Source organism: Xanthomonas sp. SI, from assembly GCF_014236855.1.
In the GTDB taxonomy this organism is placed as follows: Bacteria; Pseudomonadota; Gammaproteobacteria; order Xanthomonadales; family Xanthomonadaceae; genus Xanthomonas_A.
The window spans coordinates 422,036-445,253 of the sequence record NZ_CP051261.1; the positions used below are offsets into that span (position 1 = coordinate 422,036).

The 23,218-nt window shown below is 61.4% G+C and carries 28 protein-coding genes; 3 read left to right on the forward strand and 25 right to left on the reverse strand.

Features of this window, described 5'->3' with window-relative positions; genetic code table 11:
* Window positions 1-41: 41 nt before the first annotated feature.
* Complete coding sequence (locus tag HEP75_RS01935; RefSeq protein ID WP_185825239.1) at window positions 42-1,622, forward strand: SDR family oxidoreductase; 1,581 nt, start codon at window positions 42-44, stop codon at window positions 1,620-1,622.
* Between the two features lie 50 nt (window positions 1,623-1,672).
* Here the strand turns inward: HEP75_RS01935 and HEP75_RS01940 are convergent, their stop codons facing one another.
* On the reverse strand, window positions 1,673-1,969 hold the full coding sequence (locus HEP75_RS01940) for a hypothetical protein (protein WP_185814953.1): 297 nt from the start codon (window positions 1,967-1,969) through the stop codon (window positions 1,673-1,675).
* Window positions 1,970-1,976: 7 nt separating this feature from the next.
* The gene (locus tag HEP75_RS01945) at window positions 1,977-2,402 is read right to left on the reverse strand and encodes a hypothetical protein (RefSeq protein WP_185821906.1); all 426 of its coding nucleotides are present in this window, start codon (window positions 2,400-2,402) and stop codon (window positions 1,977-1,979) included.
* A 383-nt stretch (window positions 2,403-2,785) separates the two neighbouring features.
* Here HEP75_RS01945 and HEP75_RS01950 point away from each other — a divergent pair, with 383 nt between their 5' ends.
* Entirely contained in the window at window positions 2,786-3,187 is a 402-nt protein-coding gene (locus HEP75_RS01950) for a TfoX/Sxy family protein (RefSeq protein ID WP_185821907.1), read from the forward strand.
* A gap of 36 nt (window positions 3,188-3,223) precedes the next feature.
* Here the strand turns inward: HEP75_RS01950 and HEP75_RS01955 are convergent, their stop codons facing one another.
* Window positions 3,224-3,691 carry a metallophosphoesterase family protein gene (locus HEP75_RS01955; protein WP_185821908.1) on the reverse strand — a complete coding sequence of 156 codons (468 nt, stop codon included), beginning with the start codon at window positions 3,689-3,691 and terminating at the stop codon, window positions 3,224-3,226.
* Window positions 3,692-3,796: 105 nt separating this feature from the next.
* Here HEP75_RS01955 and HEP75_RS01960 point away from each other — a divergent pair, with 105 nt between their 5' ends.
* Window positions 3,797-4,138, forward strand: coding sequence for a hypothetical protein (locus HEP75_RS01960; RefSeq protein ID WP_185821909.1), 342 nt, complete (start codon window positions 3,797-3,799; stop codon window positions 4,136-4,138).
* A gap of 237 nt (window positions 4,139-4,375) precedes the next feature.
* Here the strand turns inward: HEP75_RS01960 and acpA are convergent, their stop codons facing one another.
* From acpA to HEP75_RS02065, 22 genes are all read right to left on the reverse strand, one after another.
* A complete protein-coding gene (gene acpA, locus HEP75_RS01965; RefSeq protein ID WP_185825240.1) occupies window positions 4,376-6,076 on the reverse strand; it encodes an acid phosphatase in 1,701 nt (566 codons plus the stop codon).
* A gap of 312 nt (window positions 6,077-6,388) precedes the next feature.
* Window positions 6,389-6,787: a VOC family protein gene (locus tag HEP75_RS01970; protein WP_185825241.1), complete on the reverse strand. Its 399-nt coding sequence runs from the start codon at window positions 6,785-6,787 to the stop codon at window positions 6,389-6,391.
* Between the two features lie 176 nt (window positions 6,788-6,963).
* The gene (locus HEP75_RS01975) at window positions 6,964-7,452 is read right to left on the reverse strand and encodes a YcxB family protein (RefSeq protein ID WP_185825242.1); all 489 of its coding nucleotides are present in this window, start codon (window positions 7,450-7,452) and stop codon (window positions 6,964-6,966) included.
* 79 nt (window positions 7,453-7,531) lie between these two features.
* A complete protein-coding gene (locus HEP75_RS01980) occupies window positions 7,532-8,518 on the reverse strand; it encodes an AI-2E family transporter (RefSeq protein ID WP_185826463.1) in 987 nt (328 codons plus the stop codon).
* Window positions 8,519-8,728: 210 nt separating this feature from the next.
* A complete protein-coding gene (locus tag HEP75_RS01985) occupies window positions 8,729-9,043 on the reverse strand; it encodes a hypothetical protein (protein WP_255423967.1) in 315 nt (104 codons plus the stop codon).
* A 190-nt stretch (window positions 9,044-9,233) separates the two neighbouring features.
* Window positions 9,234-9,803, reverse strand: a complete 570-nt coding sequence (locus HEP75_RS01990) for a DUF1963 domain-containing protein (protein WP_221899295.1) — start codon at window positions 9,801-9,803, stop codon at window positions 9,234-9,236.
* A gap of 152 nt (window positions 9,804-9,955) precedes the next feature.
* Window positions 9,956-10,501: an NADAR family protein gene (locus HEP75_RS01995; RefSeq protein ID WP_185825243.1), complete on the reverse strand. Its 546-nt coding sequence runs from the start codon at window positions 10,499-10,501 to the stop codon at window positions 9,956-9,958.
* A gap of 60 nt (window positions 10,502-10,561) precedes the next feature.
* Complete coding sequence (locus tag HEP75_RS22410; RefSeq protein ID WP_345776773.1) at window positions 10,562-10,882, reverse strand: hypothetical protein; 321 nt, start codon at window positions 10,880-10,882, stop codon at window positions 10,562-10,564.
* A gap of 66 nt (window positions 10,883-10,948) precedes the next feature.
* Window positions 10,949-11,755 (reverse strand): trypsin-like serine protease, encoded by an 807-nt coding sequence (locus HEP75_RS02000; protein ID WP_185825244.1) that lies wholly within the window; start codon window positions 11,753-11,755, stop codon window positions 10,949-10,951.
* Between the two features lie 83 nt (window positions 11,756-11,838).
* The gene (locus HEP75_RS22210; protein ID WP_255423968.1) at window positions 11,839-12,060 is read right to left on the reverse strand and encodes a hypothetical protein; all 222 of its coding nucleotides are present in this window, start codon (window positions 12,058-12,060) and stop codon (window positions 11,839-11,841) included.
* 383 nt (window positions 12,061-12,443) lie between these two features.
* Window positions 12,444-13,664, reverse strand: a complete 1,221-nt coding sequence (locus HEP75_RS02005; protein WP_185825245.1) for a PQQ-dependent sugar dehydrogenase — start codon at window positions 13,662-13,664, stop codon at window positions 12,444-12,446.
* 1,896 nt (window positions 13,665-15,560) lie between these two features.
* On the reverse strand, window positions 15,561-15,806 hold the full coding sequence (locus HEP75_RS02010) for a hypothetical protein (protein WP_185825246.1): 246 nt from the start codon (window positions 15,804-15,806) through the stop codon (window positions 15,561-15,563).
* Between the two features lie 33 nt (window positions 15,807-15,839).
* Window positions 15,840-16,475 carry a DUF2306 domain-containing protein gene (locus HEP75_RS02015; RefSeq protein WP_185825247.1) on the reverse strand — a complete coding sequence of 212 codons (636 nt, stop codon included), beginning with the start codon at window positions 16,473-16,475 and terminating at the stop codon, window positions 15,840-15,842.
* Window positions 16,476-16,897: 422 nt separating this feature from the next.
* The gene (locus HEP75_RS02020; RefSeq protein ID WP_185825248.1) at window positions 16,898-17,077 is read right to left on the reverse strand and encodes a hypothetical protein; all 180 of its coding nucleotides are present in this window, start codon (window positions 17,075-17,077) and stop codon (window positions 16,898-16,900) included.
* 174 nt (window positions 17,078-17,251) lie between these two features.
* Complete coding sequence (locus HEP75_RS02025) at window positions 17,252-17,722, reverse strand: VOC family protein (RefSeq protein ID WP_185825249.1); 471 nt, start codon at window positions 17,720-17,722, stop codon at window positions 17,252-17,254.
* 113 nt (window positions 17,723-17,835) lie between these two features.
* Window positions 17,836-18,252 carry a hypothetical protein gene (locus HEP75_RS02030; RefSeq protein ID WP_185825250.1) on the reverse strand — a complete coding sequence of 139 codons (417 nt, stop codon included), beginning with the start codon at window positions 18,250-18,252 and terminating at the stop codon, window positions 17,836-17,838.
* Between the two features lie 89 nt (window positions 18,253-18,341).
* Window positions 18,342-18,755: a hypothetical protein gene (locus HEP75_RS02035; protein WP_185825251.1), complete on the reverse strand. Its 414-nt coding sequence runs from the start codon at window positions 18,753-18,755 to the stop codon at window positions 18,342-18,344.
* 391 nt (window positions 18,756-19,146) lie between these two features.
* On the reverse strand, window positions 19,147-19,509 hold the full coding sequence (locus HEP75_RS02040) for a VOC family protein (RefSeq protein WP_185825252.1): 363 nt from the start codon (window positions 19,507-19,509) through the stop codon (window positions 19,147-19,149).
* Between the two features lie 71 nt (window positions 19,510-19,580).
* Window positions 19,581-19,964, reverse strand: a complete 384-nt coding sequence (locus HEP75_RS02045; protein ID WP_185825253.1) for a hypothetical protein — start codon at window positions 19,962-19,964, stop codon at window positions 19,581-19,583.
* Between the two features lie 64 nt (window positions 19,965-20,028).
* Entirely contained in the window at window positions 20,029-20,409 is a 381-nt protein-coding gene (locus HEP75_RS02050; protein WP_185825254.1) for a hypothetical protein, read from the reverse strand.
* A gap of 96 nt (window positions 20,410-20,505) precedes the next feature.
* On the reverse strand, window positions 20,506-20,790 hold the full coding sequence (locus HEP75_RS02055; RefSeq protein WP_185825255.1) for a hypothetical protein: 285 nt from the start codon (window positions 20,788-20,790) through the stop codon (window positions 20,506-20,508).
* Between the two features lie 1,653 nt (window positions 20,791-22,443).
* Window positions 22,444-22,806 carry a hypothetical protein gene (locus HEP75_RS02065; protein ID WP_185825257.1) on the reverse strand — a complete coding sequence of 121 codons (363 nt, stop codon included), beginning with the start codon at window positions 22,804-22,806 and terminating at the stop codon, window positions 22,444-22,446.
* Window positions 22,807-23,218: the final 412 nt, after the last annotated feature.

Consider the following 23,218-nt stretch of genomic DNA (forward strand, 5'->3'; position numbering starts at 1 on the left):
CCCGCCGCGCTGTCGTGCCTTCGCTTCTTCCTGGATCCGTCTTGAACACCACCGCCTCGCCCCCTGCCGCCGACGACCTGCCCCTGACCGAGCGCCTGCGCGTCGCCCTGGACCTGCTCGAAGCCATCGATGCCGACCGCAGCGTGCTCGACGCGCTGCCCGAGGCCGACCGCGTGCGCCTGCACCAGGTCGTCGCCAAGGTCTATCACCCTGAGCCCAAGGCGCGCCGGCAACTGCTCAAGCAGCAGGCGCGCGAACGCCACCAGGAGAAGGTGCGCAAGGCCGAAGCGCTGCTCGAGCAGACCGGCATCCGCGCGCTGCGGCGCAAGCCGGTGTTCAGCACGCCGAACTACTTCCCGCCGCATGCCGCCGGCCTGCACGACGCCAGCAATGCCGCGGCCGCCGAACCCGCGGCGGCGCAGTCGCCCGAGCTGCGCCACTGCTACGTGTGCAAGCAGAAATTCACCCAGCTGCACCATTTCTACGACCAGATGTGCCCGGCCTGCGCCGAACTGAACTACTTCAAGCGCACCGAGAGCGCGGACCTGCGCGGGCGCGTGGCGCTACTGACCGGCGGTCGGGTCAAGATCGGTTACCAGGCCGGGCTGAAGTTGCTGCGCGCCGGTGCCGAGCTGATCGTGACCACGCGCTTCCCGCGCGATTCGGCCGCACGCTACGCGCAGGAACCGGATTTCGCCGAGTGGGGCCATCGCCTGCAGGTGTTCGGCCTGGACCTGCGCCACACACCCAGCGTCGAAGCGTTCTGCAGCCAGCTGCTGGCCACGCGCGAGCGGCTGGACTTCATCGTCAACAACGCCTGCCAGACCGTGCGCCGGCCGCCGCAGTTCTACGCGCACATGATGGCCGGCGAGACCGCCGCGCTGCACGAATTGCCCGAGCACGTGCGCCGCCTGGTTGGTCATTACGAAGGCCTGCGCAGCCCGGAACTGCTGCCGGCGGCGTCGGCGACCACGCTGCCGGCGGGCCAGGGCCACGGCATCAGCGGCGCCGACGGGCTGACCCGTGCTGCCGAACTGTCGCAGGTGCCGTTGCTGGCCGACGAACTGCTCGGCCAGCAGCACCTGTTTCCCGAAGGGCGTCTGGACCAGGACCTGCAGCAGGTGGACCTGCGCGGGCGCAACTCGTGGCGCCTGCTGATGGCCGAAGTACCGTCGGTGGAATTGCTGGAGACGCAGCTGGTCAACGCCATCGCCCCGTTCATCATCAACGCGCGGCTCAAGCCGCTGATGCTGCGCACGCCCGAGCGCGACAAGCACATCGTCAACGTGTCGGCGATGGAAGGGCAGTTCTACCGCAACTTCAAGACCACCCGGCATCCGCACACCAACATGGCCAAGGCCGCGTTGAACATGATGACCCGGACCTCGGCAGCCGATTACCAGAACGACGGCATCCACATGAACAGCGTGGATACCGGCTGGGTCACCGACGAAGATCCGGCCGAGATCGCCGCGCGCAAGGTGCAGGAAGAACGCTTCCACCCGCCGCTGGACATCGTCGACGGCGCCGCGCGCATCGTCGATCCGATCATCCACGGCTGCAACACCGGCGAGCACGTGTGGGGTCAGTTCCTGAAGGACTACGCGCCGACGGATTGGTGAGTGGGCGGGGAGGCCATGCGTCGCCGGCCTCCCGGAAACCGCTGCGCGATTCAGCCCGGTTGGCGCAGCCGGTGCGCCTTGAACAGGGTTCCCAGCCAGTTACCCAGCCGGCCGGTCATCCAGCGCAGGCCGAGAAACCAGAGACAGGCAGGCCATACCAGCAAGGCGATGCCGAGCGTCAACAGCTCGAGGTCGAATGCCGTCATCGTGCCGGCCACGTAGCAATCTCCGCGAGGCGGGCAGCCCAGCTCCGCGTACAGGCGTTCGATCCTGTCGGAGAGCGCCAGCGGAACGTAGGCGAGCGCGAGCCACCACAAGGATTGGATGATGCGCTTGAGCAGGACCACCTGCTCCTCAACCTGATTGATCGGAGCCGGCCGTGGAGGCGGCCTGGTCGTTTTCGCGGCCCCAGAACTCCACCAGGATGGTCATGGCGGTCCACACGATCAGCGTTGGCTGGACCTTGCCGGGGATGACGTCATTCGCTCTGAGCACCAGGTCGGCCATCCTGGGGAAGCTCAGCACCAGCACGGTCGTATAGATCGCATAGGCGACCCTGTGCCGGCTGTTGGAGATGAAGAGGATGGAAATGACGATGCCGGACAGCAGGGTCAGCACGACGCCGAACTGCCAGTTGTTGAGCGTTTCGGTACCGGTGAGGACGAACCCCAGCACGGCGCCGAAGAACATGTTCATGCCGTTGAGGTTTGCCTGATATTCGTCACTGGACATTTTCCCCAGGCCGGTCTTGCCGAAGACACCGCCGAACTTCTTCCACATGAGACATCCCCTTTGTCTGCGACGCGATCTAGATCGCCCATTTCCCGCTGCATCGAGCGTTCGGCAACGCCTGCGCCCCCGCGCGGCATCCACCATGTTCCCCGTTCCCGGCCCCGGCCGGTCGGCCCTGCGGCCAGCAGCCAACTCTAGCGGAGATTGGCGATGGCCACAGCACGACCGCTGCAGGGATCGCCGCACTCGCGGTGCGGGAAGAGCGCTTCTATCCAAGGTGGGGCAGCCTCGACGGCGCCATGCGCATCGTCGATGCGGATCATCCACGGCTGCAAAGCCGGGGAGTCGGCGTGCGGACATGGGCGTATCGCTTGGCCAAGGACGCTTTCCGATGCGCGGCGCATTCCGGCGCTTGCGCTTTGCCGGCCGCGATGCAGAATCCGGCATCGACCCAAGCGCAGAGCGACGACATGGCCTCCGATGCCAGCTACGTGGATTACGTCATGGAACAGGCGGCGCTCGGCGCCGCGCTGACCTGCAAGAAGATGTTCGGCGAATACGCGCTGTATCTGGACGGCAAGGTGGTGGCGTTCGTCTGCGACAACCAGGTCTTCGTCAAACCGACCGCCGCCGGGCGCGCGCTGCTCGACGACGTGATCGAACAGGCGCCGTATCCTGGCGGCAAGCCGCACTACCTGATCGACGAGGGGCTGGAGGATCGGAGCCTGTTGCAGCGCCTGCTGCGCGCCACCGCACAGGCATTGCCCGCTCCCAAACCGGCCAAGGCGGCCAAGGTCGGCAAACGCGCAAGCCGGCCGCCGGCGCCGCGCTAGGTCGCGCGTCGTTTCCCGGAATCCTGCAGCGACGCTTCAGGTCAGCGCGTGCAACTCGCCGCGGACGCCGCCTGCCTGCAGATGCAGATAGCCCACTCCGATCGGCAGGCTGAAACGGCGCGGTCCGGCACTGCCGGGATTGACGTACAGCACGCCGTCACGGGTCTGCAGCAGCGGCTTGTGCGAATGCCCGCTGACCACCACGTCCACGGATGCGGGGTCGCGCGCCAGCGTCTTCAGATCGTGCAGCACGTGTAGGCGGATGCCGGCGATGTCGAGGTCCAGCGTGTCGGGCAGCGCCTGCGCCCATGGCGCGGTATCGATGTTGCCGCGGATCGCATGCAGCGGCGCCAGCGCACGCAGCGCATCGAGGATCTCCGGCTTGCCGATGTCGCCGGCATGCACGATGGCCATGCAATCGCGCATCGCCGCCAACGCCTGTGGCCGCAACAGGCCGTGGGTGTCGGAGATCAGGCCGATTCGCAGCGGCGGGACGGAAGGCATCGGCAGGGCTTGGCAACGGGACGGAGTGCTAGCCTAAACCCCACGTTCGCAAGGCCGCGTGCCGGTCTGAGCGAAAGACTCCTTTCACCACGTCGCGAGAACCACATGCCTGCAGCGCTCGATCGGGAACCAGCGGCCTACGTGGAAAAGGCCGACGCCGCCGCGATCCAGGTCCGGGCGATGCGTGGCGAACACGATGCGGCGCTGCGTGCGCTCGGTTTCGCATGCACCGGCGAGGCCGGCGTCCATGCCATGGTGGTGCACGACGACGCGGAAAAGGCCGAGGCCTTCCACGCGCTGCGCGAACTCGGCCTGGCCTTTGCCGCCGGAAGGGAATGGTGCCCGGCAGAGGTCTTCTGCTATCTGCGCGACAAGGGACTGCTGAGCGGACCGTTCCTGTGCATCGCCTGGACCCAGCCGGGCCGTTATCGAGTGGAGGAGGCGTGATCGCGTGCCACGCGGACCGGCTGCTCGCGACCGCCGCATCCTGGCCGAGTCGTCACGCGCATTGGCGCGCGTGGTCGCTACGTCATGGTGACGCGATCGCGCATTGCCGCCTGCGGCCGCAGCAGGTCGCGGATGTCGGAGATCGGAGCCGATTCGCAGTGGCGCGACCGAAGGCATCTGCGGCGGCCTGACGGGAGGCCGATAGCCTACCGCTCAGGCGTCCACGTTCGCCCAGGCTCAGGCGAAGTGCAGCGCGGCGGTCAGGTCGCCCGGGCGCACCCCACTGGCGGCCTGCATGGCGCGCTCCCGTTCGGCCAGGCCCGGCAGCGTCTCCAGCCCGAAGCGGCGGGTGATGAAGCGCAGGATCGAGCCGGTGTCGTAGACGTTGTGATCGACATGGCCGCGCCTGGCGTGCGGCGATACCACCAGCGCCGGGATACGCGAGCCGGGCCCCCAGCGATCGGCCTTGGGTGGGGCCACGTGGTCCCACCAGCCGCCGTTCTCGTCGAAGGTGATGAACACCACCGTCTTGTCCCACAGCGGACCGTTGCGCAGCGCGTCCACCACCATGGCGATATGGCGGTCGCCGGCGGCCACGTCGGAATAGCCGGCGTGCATGTTGAGGTTGCCCTGCGGCTTGTAGAACGCCACCGGCGGCAGCGTGCCGGCCTGCACGTCGGCGATGAAGCGGTTGTCCGGGGCGCTGTCGCCCAGCCCGCCGTCGCGCAGGCGTCGCGCGCGCGCGGCCGTGCCGGGAGCGAGATTGGCGAAATAGTTGAACGGCTGGTGGTGGATCTGGAAATTGGGGCTGGTCGGGAACTCGGGGGTGTCGCCGGTGTCGCCCTTGCCCTGCACCGCCAGGCCCCAGCCGCCGGCATACCACGCCCAGTCCACGCCCTTGGCATCGAGCGCGTCGCCGATGTGGCGGTGGCTCTGCGCCGGCAAGACGTCGGGGCTGTCGGGGGCGGCGTAGTCGGGGCGCGCCGGGTCCTGGCTGGTGCTGGGCTGGAACGGCGGGCTCAGGGTGTTGACCGCCCAGAAATCCGGGGTCAGCGCGCCGCCGCGCACGAAGCGCGGCTTGCCGTTGAGCGCGGTGTCCGGCGAATCCTCCTGCACCGCCAGGCGGATCTCGTCGGGCCGATCGCTGGCCATGGCGCTGATCTGCAGCCGCGCCGGGCCGGTGTCCGCATGCGGGTAGTACGGCGCCTGCGCGGCGACCAGGTATTGGTGGTTGAGGAACGAGCCGCCGAATGCGCCCATGAAGAAGTTGTCGCACAGCGTGTACTCGCGCGCCAGGCTCCACAGCCGCAGCGTGGCCGGGGCATCGGCGTAATGGCCCATCACCAGCCCGCCGGCATCGCTCCAGGCGGCAAAGCCGTCGTTGCGGCCGCCATTGATCTGCATCTGGTTCTCGTAGAAGCGGTGCACCAGATCGCGGGTGACCACGCCGTGCGGCAGCGGTTTGCCGTCGGCCGTGCGCAGCGCGAACGGCGCATTGGGCAGCGGGCCGATCGCATCCTCGCCGATCTTGTAGCGGCGGTGGTCCACCACCTGCTCGTCCGGCGCCAGCCCACCCCAGATCGGCGGCAGGATGTCGAGCACGCTGCCGTCGCGATCGACCTGCCGCGCCTGCGCCGGCGTCACCGCCGACAGCGGCCGCTGCAGCCCGGGAAACTCCGGGAACAGATTGTTGAAACTGCGATTCTCGGCGTAGATCACCACCACGTGCAGGATCTTCTCGCGCAGTTGCTTGTCCAGGTCGCCGGCCGACAGCGGGCCTTGCGGCGCGCGCTTGGCGGCCTCGGCGAGCGCCTCGGTGGGGCCGATGGCCAGCGCGCCGCCGGCCAGCGCCAGGCCGCCGAGCAGGCGACGACGCTGTGGGTTTTCGGGGGTGGCATCGGTGTCGGTGGACACGGGGTCCTGGGGCGGCTTCTTCACGGTGTCATGGGCGTTGATAGAAAGGCATCGGCCAGTGTGAGCCGCGCAAATGACAAGTCAAAGCGGACGCGACGGCTGGCCGGCACGGCGTTCAGCGGCCGTATCGCAGACCGCTGCCTTGCCCTGCTGCGATTGGACAGGAATGGTGCGCCGACCAGCCGATCCAGCGGTGTTTGACGGCGGAGATTTTCCACAAGGCCTTGCGTTGCGGGCAGCGCCTCACGCGATCGGTCGACGGCATGGCCGGCGCTTACGCCATTGGCAATCGGAGCGCAGGGCAAACGCCCGCCAACCGCCGCGGTGTCGCCGCGCCTACGGCGCCCGATTGATGACGGCTTCGATGTGGTGGCCATCCGTATCCACGACGAACGCCGCGTAGTAATCGGGGCCGTAGTCCGGGCGCAGGCCGGCGGCGCCGTTGCTGCGGCCGCCATGCTGCAACGCCACTTCGTGGAACGCGGCGACCGCATCCCGGCTGGGTGCGGCGAAGGCGAGGTGGAAGCCGGGACCGGGCGCGCGGGCGCCGGCGCCGCGCAGCTTGATCGCCAGCTTGTCGCCGCCGCCGGGCAGTCCATAGCCAACGGCCTGGTCGTCGTCCCCGGGACTCAGGTCTTCCCACACCCGGACATAGCCGAGCGCACCCAGCACGGCATCGTAGAAGCGCGCGGCGCGTTCGATGTCTGCGACGCCGAGAGAGACGTGATGGAGCATGCTGTGGAGTTCCTGATCGAGTGGACCGGCTCCGCCCTTGCGGGAGCGAAGTGCCATGTGTGTGGGACCGATCCGGATCGGACGATTTGACGCTTGGTTCGACGCGAGTGGCAGCTTACCAACGCCAGCCGTACTTCTTCATTCGCTTACCGTCGTGGCCTCGGTCGAATGCATCGTCAGGAAACCTTGCCGCCTGCAGCCAGGACCCGGGCGCGGATGAACTCGGCGGCTTCCGGAGAAAGGTCGGCGAGAGGCAAGGTGACAAATTGAGACTTCGAAAGCAGCAGCAACCAATAGGATTCGAATCGCCACACTTCGGAAACGGCCGACCAGGGCAGTGTCGTGATGCCGGCACCCGAGGAAAGCGACAGCGAGGCTTCGGATGCTTCGAGCGTGCCGAGGGGAGCGCCCATCGCATCGAGCCTGACCAGCGAGTGGCGATAGTGGATGGCGTAGAGCGCTACGGGAAAGACAACGCCGAGCGCCAGTACGCCAGCCAGTACGCCGACCCACCAGGAGGCGTTGCCACCGCGAACGAGGAAGGCAAGGGGTCCCGCCACCAAGACCAGGGCTACGAGATACCGCAGCCCAACAACGCGCCAGCAGAAGCTCGCCACGGCTTGCCGGATCAGCGTTCTGTCGTAGCTCAGAGTGGCGCGATGCATCGGATAACGTCCGAATTGGGTGCCGCTGTATGGCGGCGTCGGTCATGAAGATCCGGAGTCTACGCGTTACGCGGCTGGATCAATCCGCCGGTACGGCATCGTCTGCGTCGTCCAGGGCATGGTGGACGTACAGGTGCTTGACCAGCACGTAGATCACCACGGTCAGCGGCGCCGCCAGCACCACGCCCATCGGTCCGAACAGCACGCCGATGCCGAACAGCGAGAACAGCAGCAAGGCCGGCGGCAGGTCCACCGCACGCGCCTGGATCAGCGGTTGCAGCACATGGCCCTCGATCTGCTGCAGAACCACGAACACCAGCAGCGCGCCCAGCGCCACCTGCGGACTGACGGTGAAGCCGAGCAGCACCGCCGGAACCGCCGCCACAATCGGGCCGACGATCGGGATGAAGTCCAGCAGCGCGGTCAACAGGCCAATGCCGAGCGCCACCGGAACGCCCAGCAGCCACAGCCCCAGACCGGTCAGGCTGCCGATCACCAGCATCGCCAGGAACTGACCGCCCAGCCACGCGCGCAACACCTGGCCGCTGGCGGCCAAGGCCTCGTCGGCGACATCGCGACGGTCGCGCGGCAGCAGCCGCAGCAGCCCGCGCCGATACAGCTTGGGCTGCGCGGCCAGGTAGACGCCGCCGACGATCATCAGCACCGCGTCGGTGATGCCGCCACCGGCCGACAGCACGATCGCGCCGGCATGCGTGGCCAGCGTCGAAGCGCCGTCGCGCAACTGGTCGGGAATGCTTTCGATCTGCGGCCCGAGCGGGCCGGACTGCAACCACGCATGGAACTTGTTCCAGGCCGCCGGCAGCGTGGTCCGGAAGGCGTCGATCTGGGCGGCGACTTCCGCGCCGAACAGCAACACGATCGACGACAGGATCAGCACCAGCAGCAGGATCACCAGGCCCAGTGCCGCCCATTCCGGGACCGGCAACCACTTGCGCAACGCCGACGCCAGCCCGTGCAGCAGCACGCCCACCACCACCGCGCCGAACACGACCAGCAGCAGTTCGGAGAGCTGCCAGGCCAGCAGCGCCAGGCCGACCAGCGCCATGACGACCAGCACGCGCGCCGCGAAAGGCCGCAGCGGGGACGGAGAACTTGGGGCGGAGGAAAGCATGTGGCACATCCCGGCAAACGGCAGTGTGCGGACGATACGGTCAGCGCAGTGCAAGGCGAGCGAAGAGCGCAAGGCGCTGCCGTTGCCTGAACCGTCCCGGCGCATGACGCGGGCTCGGCGCGAATGACCCGCCCGGGCGCATTCCTAGCACGTAAAGAAGAAGTACACGAACGCCAATCCCAGGCCGCCCACCCACACGGCGATCATCCCGCAAAACCCGAGGACGATGACGGCAGAGCGAGAGAACCAGCGCATGCCGCGCGAACGTCGGACAAGGTAAGCGAACAGCAGACTGCCGACGACGATGCCCATGGCGACGACGAGCCAGCCCAGCAGATTGACGATCGGATTCTTCGGGCCGAACTCGGGCGGGCATTGGCTCGTTGCGTATGCGGGGAAGGAGAACGCCAGCAGCGCAAAGAGCGTGCTGCCCGCCGAATGCCGCCACTCAGTCTTCATGTGTGTTCGCTGGCGCAGGTCGCCGCAAAGAACGGGATACGCCAGGCTTCAAATGGTAGATACATGTAGGGTGGACAGCAGTCGAGTGGATGCACGATAGCGGGTTCGCGACTGCTGTTCGAGCATCGTGCGAAGCGGCTCATAGGTTCGACCGATCTGAGGTTCGACCCGAATGCACCGCTGGCTACCGTCAGTAGAACTGGCAAGACCATGACCATTGCCCTTCGGGCGAGCGAAAGAAGTAGCCGAATCCATTGTCCGACCACATCCAGCCCACTTTTTCCTCCGACGCGACTTGGAAGACGAAGTCCTTCAAGCCGACCCCATGCTGGATCTCGGTGGGGTAACCGCCGAACTTGGTACAGGCGTGGCGGGCGAAGTCATCGAAGAAGGCCTTGGATGTCGTGGCGTCGTCGTTCACCGCAGTCAGATCGACGCAATCCCAGGCGTCTTCCCAGCCTGGAGCGTCGTCGTCCACTTCGCTCCATCGGATCGGGAAAGGCCGAAACGGGTGCGCAACCTGGGGAAGCGGCTCCAGGCCGTCCAGCGACCTGTACACGCGGACCAGCCAGCCATCGCCGTGTGGGCGATCGAATGGGTGGCGCTGCAGGTTCTGGAACAGTACCAAAAACGCGATGCCTTCCAACTGCGGGGAACGACGGGCAGCGCGTCGATGCGGACCTGCAACAGCGGAAACATTGGCTCGCCATTCCACGAGGGAAACCCTTCGTTCGGCAGGCCGACTGCGCGGCAGAACCATGACGTCATTGGGTCTTCGGGTGGGCGGAAGCCTCCTGCCGTGGCGACGGAAGCACGGCGTAGCTTGGTACGCAGCAGGTTCAGTACTTCGAGTGCGGCAGGCGTCATCAGGTCGCATCAATTGTCGGCGGCGCAACGTGGTCTGCAGCTTTCCTAGCGGCCGTCGCGCACCTGCATGAGGGCGAAGCCGAGGAGGTTGAGGCCAGGCCAGAGGTTCGGGTTGCTTGCCCTCCCGTCATCATGGGCCAGACCGATGCCCCAGATGGAGTCGACGGGACTCGCCTCGACGAGAATACGAGAGCCCGTTTGCTTGAGGAATAGGCCCAACTCCGTGTTCTGAGCAAACTTGGCCTCGTTGGCACGGATGACGACGGAGAACCGGTTCTCCAGCCACGCTGCCTCGTCGAAGCCATATACCTGCCGGCCTAACGCTTTTGCTGCTCCAGGAGTGGGCGCCTGAAGCACCAATGCCCTTGTTGCATGATCTCCGAATAGCGCGGCCTTCTCCGCCATCATGAAGTGCTCGGCTGTTGGATAGTGCTGCCCTTCAACGACGAACGGAGCTTCGTACCACTGGCTGAAGCAGGATGCGGTCACTTTGCCTTTGCTGGTCCGATGCCCCCAGAAGAAGAGGTACTTCAGCTGCTCGCCAGCGTCGAAACGGGAGCGAAGGACTTCCAGAGGTTGAGAGTCATGCATTATGCAATCTAGTGCCTGGGCTAAGTCGCGCCGCGAAGCGGGTTCTGCTTGAATGAACCATTAGGACTGTACGGCAGCATTGCCGGGCTCTGAGAAGGTACCGAGTAGAGTTTGCTCGAAGCCGACTATGCTCACAGTCTTGTAGTCGATCATTCGGATGCGGGAGACGGCAAGCTCGACAAGCGATGGGTCCGCATTGGCCAGACGGTCCTTGACGCCGAGATTGAGGTCCAAGAGCGGAAAGGTCCAACGGGGATCGCCCACCTCCAGGAAGTCGTGAAGAGGCAGCTCGCTTGGGCACTCGTAAACGGTGATCCAGTAGGATCGGAAGTCCCCGACCTCACGAAGCTCCAACCCGCAGTGGCTGCAATATCTGGACATCGACCTAACGTATGGGTTGAGCCGAGCCGCGAGCGACTTAGGCTTGAAGGAATTGTTGGCGTCCGCCTACGGTTGCATAGAGACGATGCTTTCAATCCACTCGCTGTAATGACTCAGGCGAACATTGCAGGTGATTTGACCATATCTCCCGGGCGTTCTGACAGCGCTTTGAGGATCTGACCAGGAAGTCAGTCCGGCTACTAGCCAATTCTTGTCTGCCTGGAGAAGGACTGGTCCACCACTGTCACCACTTCCCGACCCGCCTTCAAGGGGAAGGGCGTCCGACGGCTTATCGAACATATAGCAGAGCCAGCGGCCATCGGCGCTGGTGACCTTGTTGTACGCACGACGAAGCTGCGTGCGGTGGGCGCTGCTGAATTCGTATCCAGTGACCCCGTTGCCCGTAGCGCCTTTCCCTATGATCCTGACGATATGGCCGAACTCATCGCTACTCTTGTTGATTGCGGCTGGAGTGATATCGGTAACGGGCTGTGCCAATTTGAGAAGTGCGATGTCATCGGAGGAGGAGAGCACAACCCTGAACAGTGTCCAATCCCAGGTGGCCAGCGCTTGATCAAGTAGCGCTTGCGGAGGCTTTTTGTACCCGGGATGTATCACGAGACGTTCAACGTCCCTGGATATCCCATTGATAGTGACTTGCTTGATTTCGGATTGCCAGGTGACCGCATGAGCAGCGGTAACAATCCATTGTGGCGCAATCAGCACGCCGTGTCCCTCGCCAGGCATGTCAACCAAGGCAGGAAACTCAGATGCCGGAACTCGATACTTCGAGTCGTCAACGTCATCCCGAATGACGATTGCGCCCGCACTGAAGGGCACAACAAGCAGTGCGAGCAGCAAGAGCCGGGCCATATGCGATTCCTTTGGAATTCTCTTAGAGTGGCTAACGCTAAAATTGAGCCAAGCCACGAGACGGCTTCTGCTTGAGCAAAATACTAAGCCGCCGCTGCGTGCCCCGGCCGCCAGCCAAGGAAGCGGGCAGGCAGGAGCAGGATGGCGTGCAGGAGCGCGAACACGGCAGAGAACGTGATCCCCACAAGCCGGAAGGGCAGGGTCAGTAGCCAAACGATTGGCCACAGGACCAAGGCCAGCAGGGCCAGTGGCCAGCACAGAACGAGGAGAAGGCACCACGCAACTGTCGCAATTAGCGCTTTCACGATGCGGCTCCTTTGGCCGGTGGGGAGAACCGGAAGGATTGCAGCTGCATGGCAACGTGGCGACTGGCGTGCGACGAACGAGCCAAAGCACCCGATAAAACGCCAAATAGGGCGACGAACTCTCCCAGCGGGCTAACGCCTGAGTCAAGCCGATCTGCGAGGTGAGTTCGGCCGCAATGGTCGGGCAGCATTCACGCCGCCGCCCGAGCCATGGCTTGATGTTACTGAGGTCAAGGGCGTTGACGCTCCGAGTGGCTATAGACCTCCAAGCCCGAAAGATGCTTGCCCAGCACCCAAGCGACTAGGCCAAGTGCTCAGCCTGGAGTGCACCACACTCTTGTCGGCGCTTGAGTTCTACCCTCATCCGCCGCCCTCCAGGGGCACTACTTCGGCGTGAGCCGGTACAGGCCACCGGGTTGCGCATCTTCCAATACCCACAACGCGCCATCCGGCGCCTCTTCGATATCGCGGATGCGTTTGTCCAGGCTCCAGCGCTGGACCGCGGTGGCGCCGCCCTTGCGGTCAACGGTGACGCGAATGATTCCCCCGCTGACAAGGCCACTGATCAAGGCGCTGCCCCTCCACTGCGGGAACATGCTGCCCTTGTAGAACATGATGTTGCCTGGTGCGATCACCGGTACCCAATAGATCACGGGCTTGACGAGATCGGGCCGCGTGTCCGGGCTGGGGATGGGCACGCCGTTATAGTTCATGCCATACGAAACCAGCGGCCAGCCGTAGTTCTTGCCGCGCTGGATCAGGTTCAGTTCGTCGCCGCCTTGAGGGCCGTGCTCAAGCTCCCATAGTCGACCGTCAGGCGCGAAGGCAAGGCCATAAGGCGTGCGGTGGCCGGTGGACCAGGTTTCGGCCGGCGTGAGGTTGCGGCTGGGGAAAGTATAGGTGCTGACAACCGGAGCCGTCTTGGCGGCTTCGGTATCGGCCGCCGGATCGATCAGCGGAATGGTGGCGGCACCGACCTTGCCTGCCCACGGATTGCCGGGCGCGGGTTTGCCGTCCAGCGTCAGCCGCAGGATCTTGCCAGCCGGTTGATCGGGATCCTGGGCCGGCGTGAAGCGCTGGCGGTCGCCCACGGTGAGGAAGAGGTATTTGCCGTCCGGTGAGAAGGCGATCTGTGCGCCGGCTTGGCCACCCTTGCCCGTGGGCATCTGGCGCCACAGGACCTGGAAGTTGTGCAGCCGGGCCTGATTGCCCTCCAGAACGAGCTGGCCTCGGCCCATCGCCAGGCCACCGCCATAGTCGCCGGGCGCGACATAGGTAAGGTACACACTGTGGTCAATGGCGTAGTGGGGCGAAAGGAACACGCCCAGCATGCCGTTCTGGCCTTCGACATAGCTGGCCGGCACGCCCTTGATCTCGGTCTTGGCGCCACCCGGCGTGACAAGCTGGAGGCGGCCGACTTTCTCGGTCACGAGCATTCGGCCATCGGGCAGGAAGGCAATGCGCCAGGGCAGGTCGAAGCTGGCGACCTTGGTGACCTTGAAGGGGAGGTCGGGATCGGGTTTCTGATTGCCTGCGTTGGTCTGTGCGTGGGCGGCGTTTGTGAGCAGAGCGCCAACCAGGAACCCGCTTGCCAGCTTCATCATGTGCGTGTTTCCTTGCGGCCAAGTGACCTGGGAGATCCTAATGTCTGGAATGCCGTTTGGGTGTGACGGTTTGTTCAATCCTGGCGTGAAGTCGGAATGAAAGTCCTGATTTCGAATTTCCAGTTGAAAAAGAATTGTTGGGAGTGCCGCGAAATGTCCCTAGGTCTAACGCTGAATTAAGCTTGCCCGCTAAGCGGCTTCGGCCTGAATGGATTGTTAGGCCGCATCCGCGCCGCCGCCCGAGCCATAGCTTGATATTGTTGCCACCACTGGCAAGGACGCTGGGCGATCCGAGTAGCTATAGATCTCCAAGCCCGAAAGATGGTTGTCCAGCGCCCAAACGATCAAGCCTAGGTGCTCACCGCCCGGAGCATTAGCCACGGCGTCAGCGACGATACGTGCGACTTGGCCCTGAGCCGGAACACGAAAGTCCACCGACGCGCAGCCTCACCCGCAACGGCCAACCACCTGCAGGGAGCGAACAAGTCCAATCAGATCCTGAGTGGACTCATCGGTTGCCGCAACGGCAAGCGCATGCTCAATGACCGCCACCTCTGAATCGGAGATTGATCGAACAGTTACCAGAGGTCTGGACATGCTACCTAAAACCTGAATTAAGCCGGCCCATCATGGATCGGTTTCGAAGCCGATTCGTCTTGAATGAATTGTTAGATGCCAAGCCGGACTCCGCCGGGAAGATTGACACCAATTGGGAAGGACGACAGGAAGCGGGGGAGCAGCCAAAACCAAAATAGTAGAGCGGCAACTAACGCACACGAGAGAACCAATAGATTTAGGAATCGACGGCCGATGCGGACACGTCCTATGAGTCCGCGTTGCGAAATATTGACGAACGACACCGGCAAGATCCAGGTCGCAAGCAAGACTGGTGGCAAAACAGCAGGGGGTGGATTAAGGAGAACGTATCCGTATGCAAGCGCGGGCAGGAGCACAAAGTAGGAAGCGCAGCCAAGAACCAACGCGCGCCGTGGAGACCGCGGAGAGCGACCTCTGACAACGGCGCCGGGCGGCGCATGTATGTTTCCCGTGCTTTTCCTGAAATCTTCCATTGGCACCTAACGCCTGAACTAAGCCGAGCGGCGAAGCGGCTTCGGCTTGAATGAATTGTTAGGCCCCTAAGAGGCCTCCCAAAGGGAAGTATCCCAGAGGACGAAGCTATCTGTCTCAGGGGAACGCAAGTGGACCAGCGGCGTTGGGTCAACGTGCCAGCGGCGAAATACGATTAGTAGCTGCCGTACGGAGTCCGTACTGATCGGATGCGCCAGCTCCAAGTCTAAGGTGGGGCCTCTGCCACGAATGTCCTTGTACTCAGGTAGCGAGTATAGCCACCCAAAGAACTGATTCTCGTCTTCAGCAGCAAAGAATGTTGGACCTTTGAAGGAGATGATCATGGGGGCGTAACGCTTGAATTAAGCCGTGACGCGACGCGGCATCGGCTTGAAGAATTGTTAGGTCCCACCCGCCTAGACACCCATGGCCACCGAAAGAAATCCTGAGCCAAGCCAGATGAGAAAGCAAAGGCCGGCACAAGGCAGTAAAAGTGGGCGGAAGCAAGTGCCAACAATTGCAAGAGCCGCAATGGCCAAAGTCGAGCCCCAGAACATGGAGCGTGCACTAGGACCCCAGACAAGCCAATGAGGCGGGCCAACGAGTGAAGCTTGAAGGATGGCCCTGCTAGGCAGCCAATCAGGTCGTTGTAATACGACCAGGCAAAAAACTACGTAAGCAAGAATCAACAAAAGCAGAGATGCCGCTGCGACTACCGGGGCCAAGCGACTGTCTGAAATTTTGGAAGATTTTTCCATCTGAGATGCCACGTGCGGGGTCTGACGCTGGAGTTAAGCGGCGGCAAAGCCGTCCGCTTTGAACGAATTGTTAGCCCGCTTGCGCAGACTCACTTATTGCGACAATGAACGCTGGCGAGTTGTCGTACTGACGCAGTGTGTCCGATAGATGCATATGATCAAAGCTCTCCCTCATGCGATCCATGGTCTCCGCGGCATGAAGCAAAAAGCTTGCGATTTCCCTCAGCTCTTCCGGACTTGCCTGCAGCGTCGCCTCTGAAAGCTCAAAAGGAGCGTGTTGCTCTGAGTCTGATGCCAAGTAACCGAAAAGCTTCATGCCAGAAAATCTCCGAAAGGGCTAACGCCTGAATTAAGCCGCGCCGCGAAGCGGCTTCGGCTTGAATGATTTGTTATACGTCCTTGCGAACACCAACTCCGCGACGAACAGATTTGGAACCCAGCAAAGCCAGGCAATGACGGGATAGGCAAGCTCAAATGGAATGCCAGCGACCATTGAGGAGGGCAAGTAGATACGCAAGGTAACGGCAGCAAGTGTGAGCGAGACATTGCGGACGACCCACTTGCGGTGCTCCTGTACAGCGCCTCTCCGGATTGCTTGGAAAGCACGCAGGCCGGTAAATAGCCAGCAAACAGCAAGGCAGGCAAAGCCTAGCTTTGCGACCAGGCCGCCGAACGCAAGTACCGACATGTACAAGCCGGACAGACCGCCTAGAGCAACACCAACACCGAGGTAAGTGCGGCCAATGATACGGTGCAGCCGTGGGCGAGTGCTTCGAAGCCAGTTTGAGAACTGAAACGGGCTAAGCGACAGAGCAACAAGAGACGCAAACACATGCGTATAGATGCCTGCCTTATGAGCAAGGAAGTTGAGCTTCATGTCCGGGTGAACCAGAGACCCCAATGGCATAAAGCCATGAGCGAAGACAGCGTAGGCGGCGACGCCGAGAGCGAGAAAGTAGAACCAGATCGTGCCGAATAGCTTCATGGACGTATAACGCCTGAGTTAAGCCGCGCCGCGAAGCGGCGTCGGCTTGAATTGTTGGGAAGTGAGTGGCCGAACTGGTTGGGACAAAAACCGTGCCCTCAGCACTGCCGTCTGCGCCGAGTGTGCCACAGCTTGCGGGACGAAGATTGCTCCGCCATGCCAGCGGACGTGATAACCGAAGCCCGGCCCAATGAGCGCAGTGCGGCAATGACATGAGGCGGCGAAGTTGCGGATCGTGCGACGCGGGGGAAACGACTATCCGGAGCCGACCGCGTGAGCGCTAGGGAACTGGCCGAAGGTACGAGCACCGATGCTGTTGCTCCACCACGGCCTAACGCCTGAGTTAAGGCGAGCCGCGAAGCGGCTTCGCCTTGAACGAATTGTTAGGCCGCGAGCAAGGAAATCCCATTAGCTGCGATTCTTTATTCATCGGTGGAGCTGGTAATCGAAAGCCCAAGGGCATTGTCGTTGATGTCTACGAAGAGCCGGCTGCCATCCTTGAATCTGATCCCTACCTCGCTTGGTTGGTGGCGCCAGACAGTCTCGACCATTTTTCCACTTAGCAGCTCAGTGGCCCGTTTGGCTTCCTCTTCAAGCGTCATGAACTTTTCCCTTGCGGCCTAACGCCTTGGCTCAGTTGCCGCCGGAGCAGCCGAAGGCAGCCGAAGCGCGGAGCGCTTTGGGCAGTCAACTGCAGCGATTTGTCGGGCACCCAAGGCAACCTCCGCAAACTGTTCAAGTCGCCATGAAGTTGTGAAACATGCCAAAAAATAGAATCATTTATCCAAGGACGGCGGTTGCATGAGTTCAAGTGCTGTTCCTGACGGACCTACGATATACATCACATGAGTGCCAGTACGCGAGCCTTCTTCGATCTTCTGGGGTTTACCTTGAGCTTTCCAGCCATAATAACCGACCTTCTCGATCACTGCCTCAATGTCGCTTACTTGAATGGCCAAGTGAAATATCCCGGCACTGTAAGGCCTGGAGGGAGCCTCCGTGCGCTTTGTAACATCGTCGTACTCTAGCAATTCGATTTTTTGGCCAGCGAGCTCAACTATTGCCATTTTTACGGTTGCATTCTTGGCGCCGGTCACCTGCGCAAGGAAGTCGCCAGCCATTTCCCCGGTGCGGATAAGTTCAGCGCCCAAGGCTTCGGTCCAAAACAGTATGGCATCGTCGAGAGATGGCACTGAAATGCCTACGTGATCAGAACGGTAGACCTCAAAATTTCGTGACGATGTCATTACTCACCTTGAAATTACGAAAGTTAATGATTGACTGAATTTCCGCACTAAACGACCGCGCCTAACGCCTGAATTAAGCCGACCCGCGAAGCGGGTTCGGCTTGAATGAATTGTTAGGCGCCAACCTGCAGGTTGAGGCCGCCCGCTTTGCTGCATACAACGATATAGTCACGAAGTGTTGGAAACTCCTGCCAGCTCCGCTCAAGATAGGTGACGACAAGGGGCTGCCAATCTCCAATCTGACCCAGGCCGATATGCGAAATCAGGTTGGCTGCCAAAGCTGCATCCTCCATCGCCTGCGATACGATAATCTCGCGCAGCAAGATCGCTTTCCGGGCGCTATCCAGCCGGTCGATGATCATAGACGCGCAAGATTTCCAATCGGCTCCTTGCATCGACCATAGGGCCGCCGTCGCCTCCCAGGTCTCAAGCGGAGCTTCGGCGATCTGTCCTGCAATGTCGTCGAGATGATAGACAAGCTCGTCAACTGGGGGAGCTAGCAGCGCGATGATCTCTTCTGAGGCATTCATTGAAAGTGTCATTGGTGCCTAACGTTTTAGATAACCGGCGTCTCCCTGCTTGCCGGGTGACGTCCGGTTGATCGAAGGGTTAGGCGTCATCAGCCGTGGCAGTAGAGCAAAACACCGAAGTGGCCTGGAAACGATCTGAAGATGCTTAGAGCTTTAGGCCCCCATCGTGGGTCTTCTTCGGTGTAGGTTGCCTTGCTTCGGTGCCAATCGCCACTTGGAGTGATGATCGATTCCGTCACGCTTTCTGGCTGAAGTTGATCAACAGCGAAGACGATTGGCGCCTGCTCGCTTGATGCGCTTGGATAGGCTGAATAGTCAAGGCGACTCTCATTCATCCATTCCTTCGTGCAGCACCAGTAGTAGTCCCAGTGACCGTCTTCTACCGGAGTGTAATCCTCCCACATCTTGAACTTCCGCATCAGGACCGAGGCGCAGTGCTCTACAGATTTCGCATCGGCCGGGTCGATATCTCTCGGAAGAATTAAGACGGCGAAGAATTTCATGACGCCTAACGCTTGAGTTAAGCCGCGTTGCGAAGCAGCGTCGGCTTGAATGAGTTGTTAGGCAGTGAGTAGCCGAAACGGTTGAGATCGCAATCGTGCTCCCCAGCACTGCCCGCCTGAGCCGAGTGTGCCACAGCTTGCGGGATGAAGCTTGCGCTGCCAATGCCACGGGCCTGTTGGCTCCGAAGCCAGGCGCAATGAGTGCCGCGCGGCAGTGACACGAAATGACGAAGCGGCGGACTGTCCGATGCCAGTTACGGTGAGAACCACTGTCCGGAGCCGACCGCGTGCGCGCCAGTGAACTGGTCGAAGATGCGAGCACCGATGCTGTTGCTCCACCACGGCCTAACGTTAAGCCGACCCGCGAAGCGGGTTCGGCTTGAATGAATTGTTAGGCGGTGAGCTCAGTGAAGAAGGTGAGCCTGTTGCCGTCTGGATCAGCTACTAAGATTTCGCGAGTTTTCCATGCGGTGTTGCGCGGCGAGCCAGATTGAAGAAGCCCCGCTGCTTGGAACGCCTGATGGCACTCGTCTACATCTGGAACAGCAAAGTAGACGGCGCCACCGACCTGACAGTCGTCTGCGTGCTCTGTTAGGAAAATCGATTGGTCCCCGCGAGTAAGCTGTGCAAAGACCGGAAAATCTGGCTCGTGCCGATACTCCCAATCGACGGTGAATCCAAGGCCCTGAACGTAGAACGGGAAACTGGCGGAAGCGCTGGTTACCCGAAGGACGGGGGTCACTGTCTGAGTCACGATGATCTCTCCTTGCTGCCTAACGCGTGAATTAAGCCGAGCCGCGAAGCGGGTTCGGCTTGAATGAATTGTTAGCGCCCATTGACCATAAGGCATAGTTCCGCGCCTTTGCTCCTTGGCGAATCGGCTCCGATGGACATGAGGTCATCCGAGATCTGATTGTCGGGGTGCCATAGACCGACAACAAACTCACGATCAGTCTGCTGTGAGAGCTCAGTAAGAAATGACGCCAGCTCATTAGCGACGGTCTCGCTGAGATTGGAAGTAGAGAAATTGAATCCAAGATTCCAGTCTGGCAAGTCTTCTGGGCCTAGATCAGGAGTGCGTGGATACTTGTCATTAATGACCTTTGAGTCGAGGCCGGATTTGGTCGCGAACTCTGAGAAGGCCCGTGTCAGTGCTGCCTCGCACTGGTCGAGGTCAGTCCCATCAACGTAAACGTAGAAATTGAGCATGGGCGCTAACGATTGAGTTAAGCCGCGCCACGAAGTGGCGTCGGCTTGAACGAATGGTTAGGACTCACGCTCCGCAAGCCGGGACCACAGCAGGCGCGGGACTCATGTAGGTCACTTGCCCGTTGCAGATCCTGTATGCAAACGACGTACTTGCCAGACTCCGATCAGGCACGGTGGCCGCGTGCATGATTTGGCCGGCGGCCGAGAACAGACGAATGCGTGCCCCGTCCGGGCTGGCTTGGCCGCCTGGGGTGGTCAGCTCCAGCGCTGAGCCATCCGCTAGCTTCAGGGTAGCGCTTTGTTTGGATGGCAGGTGGAGGTCGAAGGTGACCGGCGTCAGGTCGTCTTGCTGAATGGAGCCAACGAACTGGACCTGCTCCGGCATCGCGGCAAACGCCGCGAGAGAAGAACTCAGCAGTACTGTTGCAGCGATGAAAGTTCTCATTGCATACCTCCATGTTGCGTGAATGGTGCCAGTGAGGCCTAACGCTGGAGTTAAGCGGCGCCGGAGGCGTCCGCCTTGAACGAGATGTTAGGCGCGCTACTCGTAGCCACGCCCGGCCCACAAGAAGGTAGCAAAGAGTTTCCAGGGATTGGTGGGTTTGGGGCCAGGACGAACACCAAACTCGGAGTCCGTGGCCCATGCCGACGCCGCCCGCAAAAAGTCGGCGATGGATTGGTTGGCCCAAGCGCCTTGAAATCCGTCGTGAGTGACTGACAAGGACTCAGATAACTTCCGGTCAGCCGCGAGCAACTCGACAAATTGAATGAACGACGTTTCGTCGTCCACAGTCGAAAAAGCATTGAGCAGTTCGTCGTTTGCCATGTGAGCCTAACGCCGGAATTAAGCCGACCCGCGAAGCGGGTTCGGCTTGAATGAATTGTTAGGGGGCAACACGAGTAAGGGACAGTCGGGATTTTCCATGCCTGTCAGTCGCCTTGAGCATGATGCCCCCCTGGTCTGCCCTGAATTCTACAAGAATGCTGGGCTCACTCCGAGGCATGGGTGCTATGCCAGAGATTTGAAAGGTGCCGAGAGAGTGGGTGGACTTTGCTAGTGCCGCCTCCCCACGGAAGAGGTGGATGAGGATATGGCCTTGGCCATCCTCGGCGGTGCTAAAGGTCTGTGAGACCGCGCAAGGCAACTTGCAGCCCTTTACCAGCAGGGGAGTGAATACTCCGCCTAGCGTTTCGATCCCAACCGGGTCGCGCAACGTTCCGTCCGGAGAGATTGCCTCGGAGCGCGGCTCGACTAGGAGCGAGTCACCGCCTGTATTGGCACAGCTAGCCAGAAGGAGAGCTATTACGCCGTACGCGAATCTCACTATTGCCCCCTAACGCCTGAATTAAGCCGCGTTGCGAAGCAACGTCGGCTTGAATGAGTTGTTAGGCAGTGAGTGGCCGAAATGGTTGAGACCGCAACCATGCTCCCCAGCACTGCCGCCTGGACTGAGTGTGCCACAGCTTGCGGGATGAAGCTTGCACCACAATGCCACGGGGCCTGTTGGCTCCGAAGTTAGGCGCAATGCGTGCCGCACGGCAGTGACACGAAATGACGAAGCGGCGGACTGTCCGATGCCAGCTACGGTGAGAACCACTGTCCGGAGCCGACCGCGTGCGCGCCAGTGAACTGGTCGAAGATGCGAGCACCGATGCTGTTGCTCCACCACGGCCTAACGCCTGAATTAAGCCGACCCGCGAAGCGGGTTCGGCTTGAATGAATTCTTAGAGGGCGCACCGATGACCCTGGGATGATGCTCGGATAGGACCGATACGCAGTCATTTGTGCCAACGACAAGGTACTCGTGTAGCTGGTAAAGGCGACCTGACGTGAAGTGAGGACGGCTTAGCTCCAAGTCTAACCACCCGCCGGCCTGAACCTCGAACAGCCAACCGTCCTTAAGCGTTACCTTGGACCAGAACTCCGTGAGATCCAACTCCGTCAGGACACGGAAGCCCCAAGCCGAGTCGAAGACAACCTGAGCACGCCATGGCTCGGATCTCATCGTGATGCAGAGACCGTCGGAGTTCCACTGAATGGAATCGACCGCGACGGTCAGATCCGGATCTTGCCCGGTATCGATTCGAGTCGCTCTTGGCTCGACTGGTGCAAATTCTGTCATCAGCCCTCTAACGTCCGAGATAAGCCGACTGGCGAAGCCAGTTCGGCTTGATTGAGTTGTTAGGCAAGGATCGCCCAACGCAACTCGCCGGCGTTGCCGACAAGCCAGCCAACCAATTGTCACGCAATGCGTCCGATGCCGAGCTTGCCAAGTGACATCTCCGATCAAGCGACCAACCGAGTGTCAGGCAGGTGCCATGCCTGAAGCAAGCCAGCAAAACCAACCAAAAAAATGGAGCACGCCTAACGCCTGAATTAAGCCGACCCGCGAAGAGGGTTCGGCTTGAATGAATTGTTAGGCCCCCAGCGTTAATGCCGGGAGCCACCTATTAGGCTTACTGATCGTCTACCCCTCGTCTATCGCTCTGCTCGCTGCGGTACGACACGCTTTGCGGAGTCAAGAAAATCATACTTCCCTGGTGGGGAAGTGCTGTAATCGAGAGGTCGGGATTGCAGCAATGCACCGACCTCCGAAAGATGAAGATAAAGCTCATATTCTCGACCATCAACCTCAGAGATGAGATCTCGCCTTAGCGTGCTCTCCATTCCGTAGCGCCCCTCAAGATCTTTAGGCTGAAGAACTTGATAGAGAATTGCATAGTACCCACCCTGCAACAACTTATGCTCAACAACGCGCACAGTCACCTTTGTTGATTCGAGCCCGCATCCGCCCAGAACCAGAAACGCGATGAGACCTGCAAGTATCGGAACAGTCTTCATGGGGCCTAACGCCTGAATTAAGCCGACTGGCGAAGCCAGTTCGGCTTGAATGAATTCTTAGGCAGCGGACAAGGAGTGCCGACGCCCGAGCCACAAATACCACAAGAACGCATATATTAGCCAAGCAAGAGCTATGGAAGCCAGAACCGGCCAAGGGTTCTCCGGCGAGCCCGATGTGACCGGAGCGCCGGGCGGAAGTAAGCGGGTAAGCGCGAAGGTTGGCCATGCGAGTGCAACGACCGCGGAATGAAGTTGCGCGGCCGCACAAGCCAGTGCGGCGCCGTAAGTGATCGCAGTTGTAGCTAGTCCCCAAAAAATAGCAACGACGAACGGTCGCCGCGGACATTCTGGTGTTGTGCCCTGACCATCCATGAGCTTCATCCGCCGCCTAACGCTTGAATTAAGCCGCGTT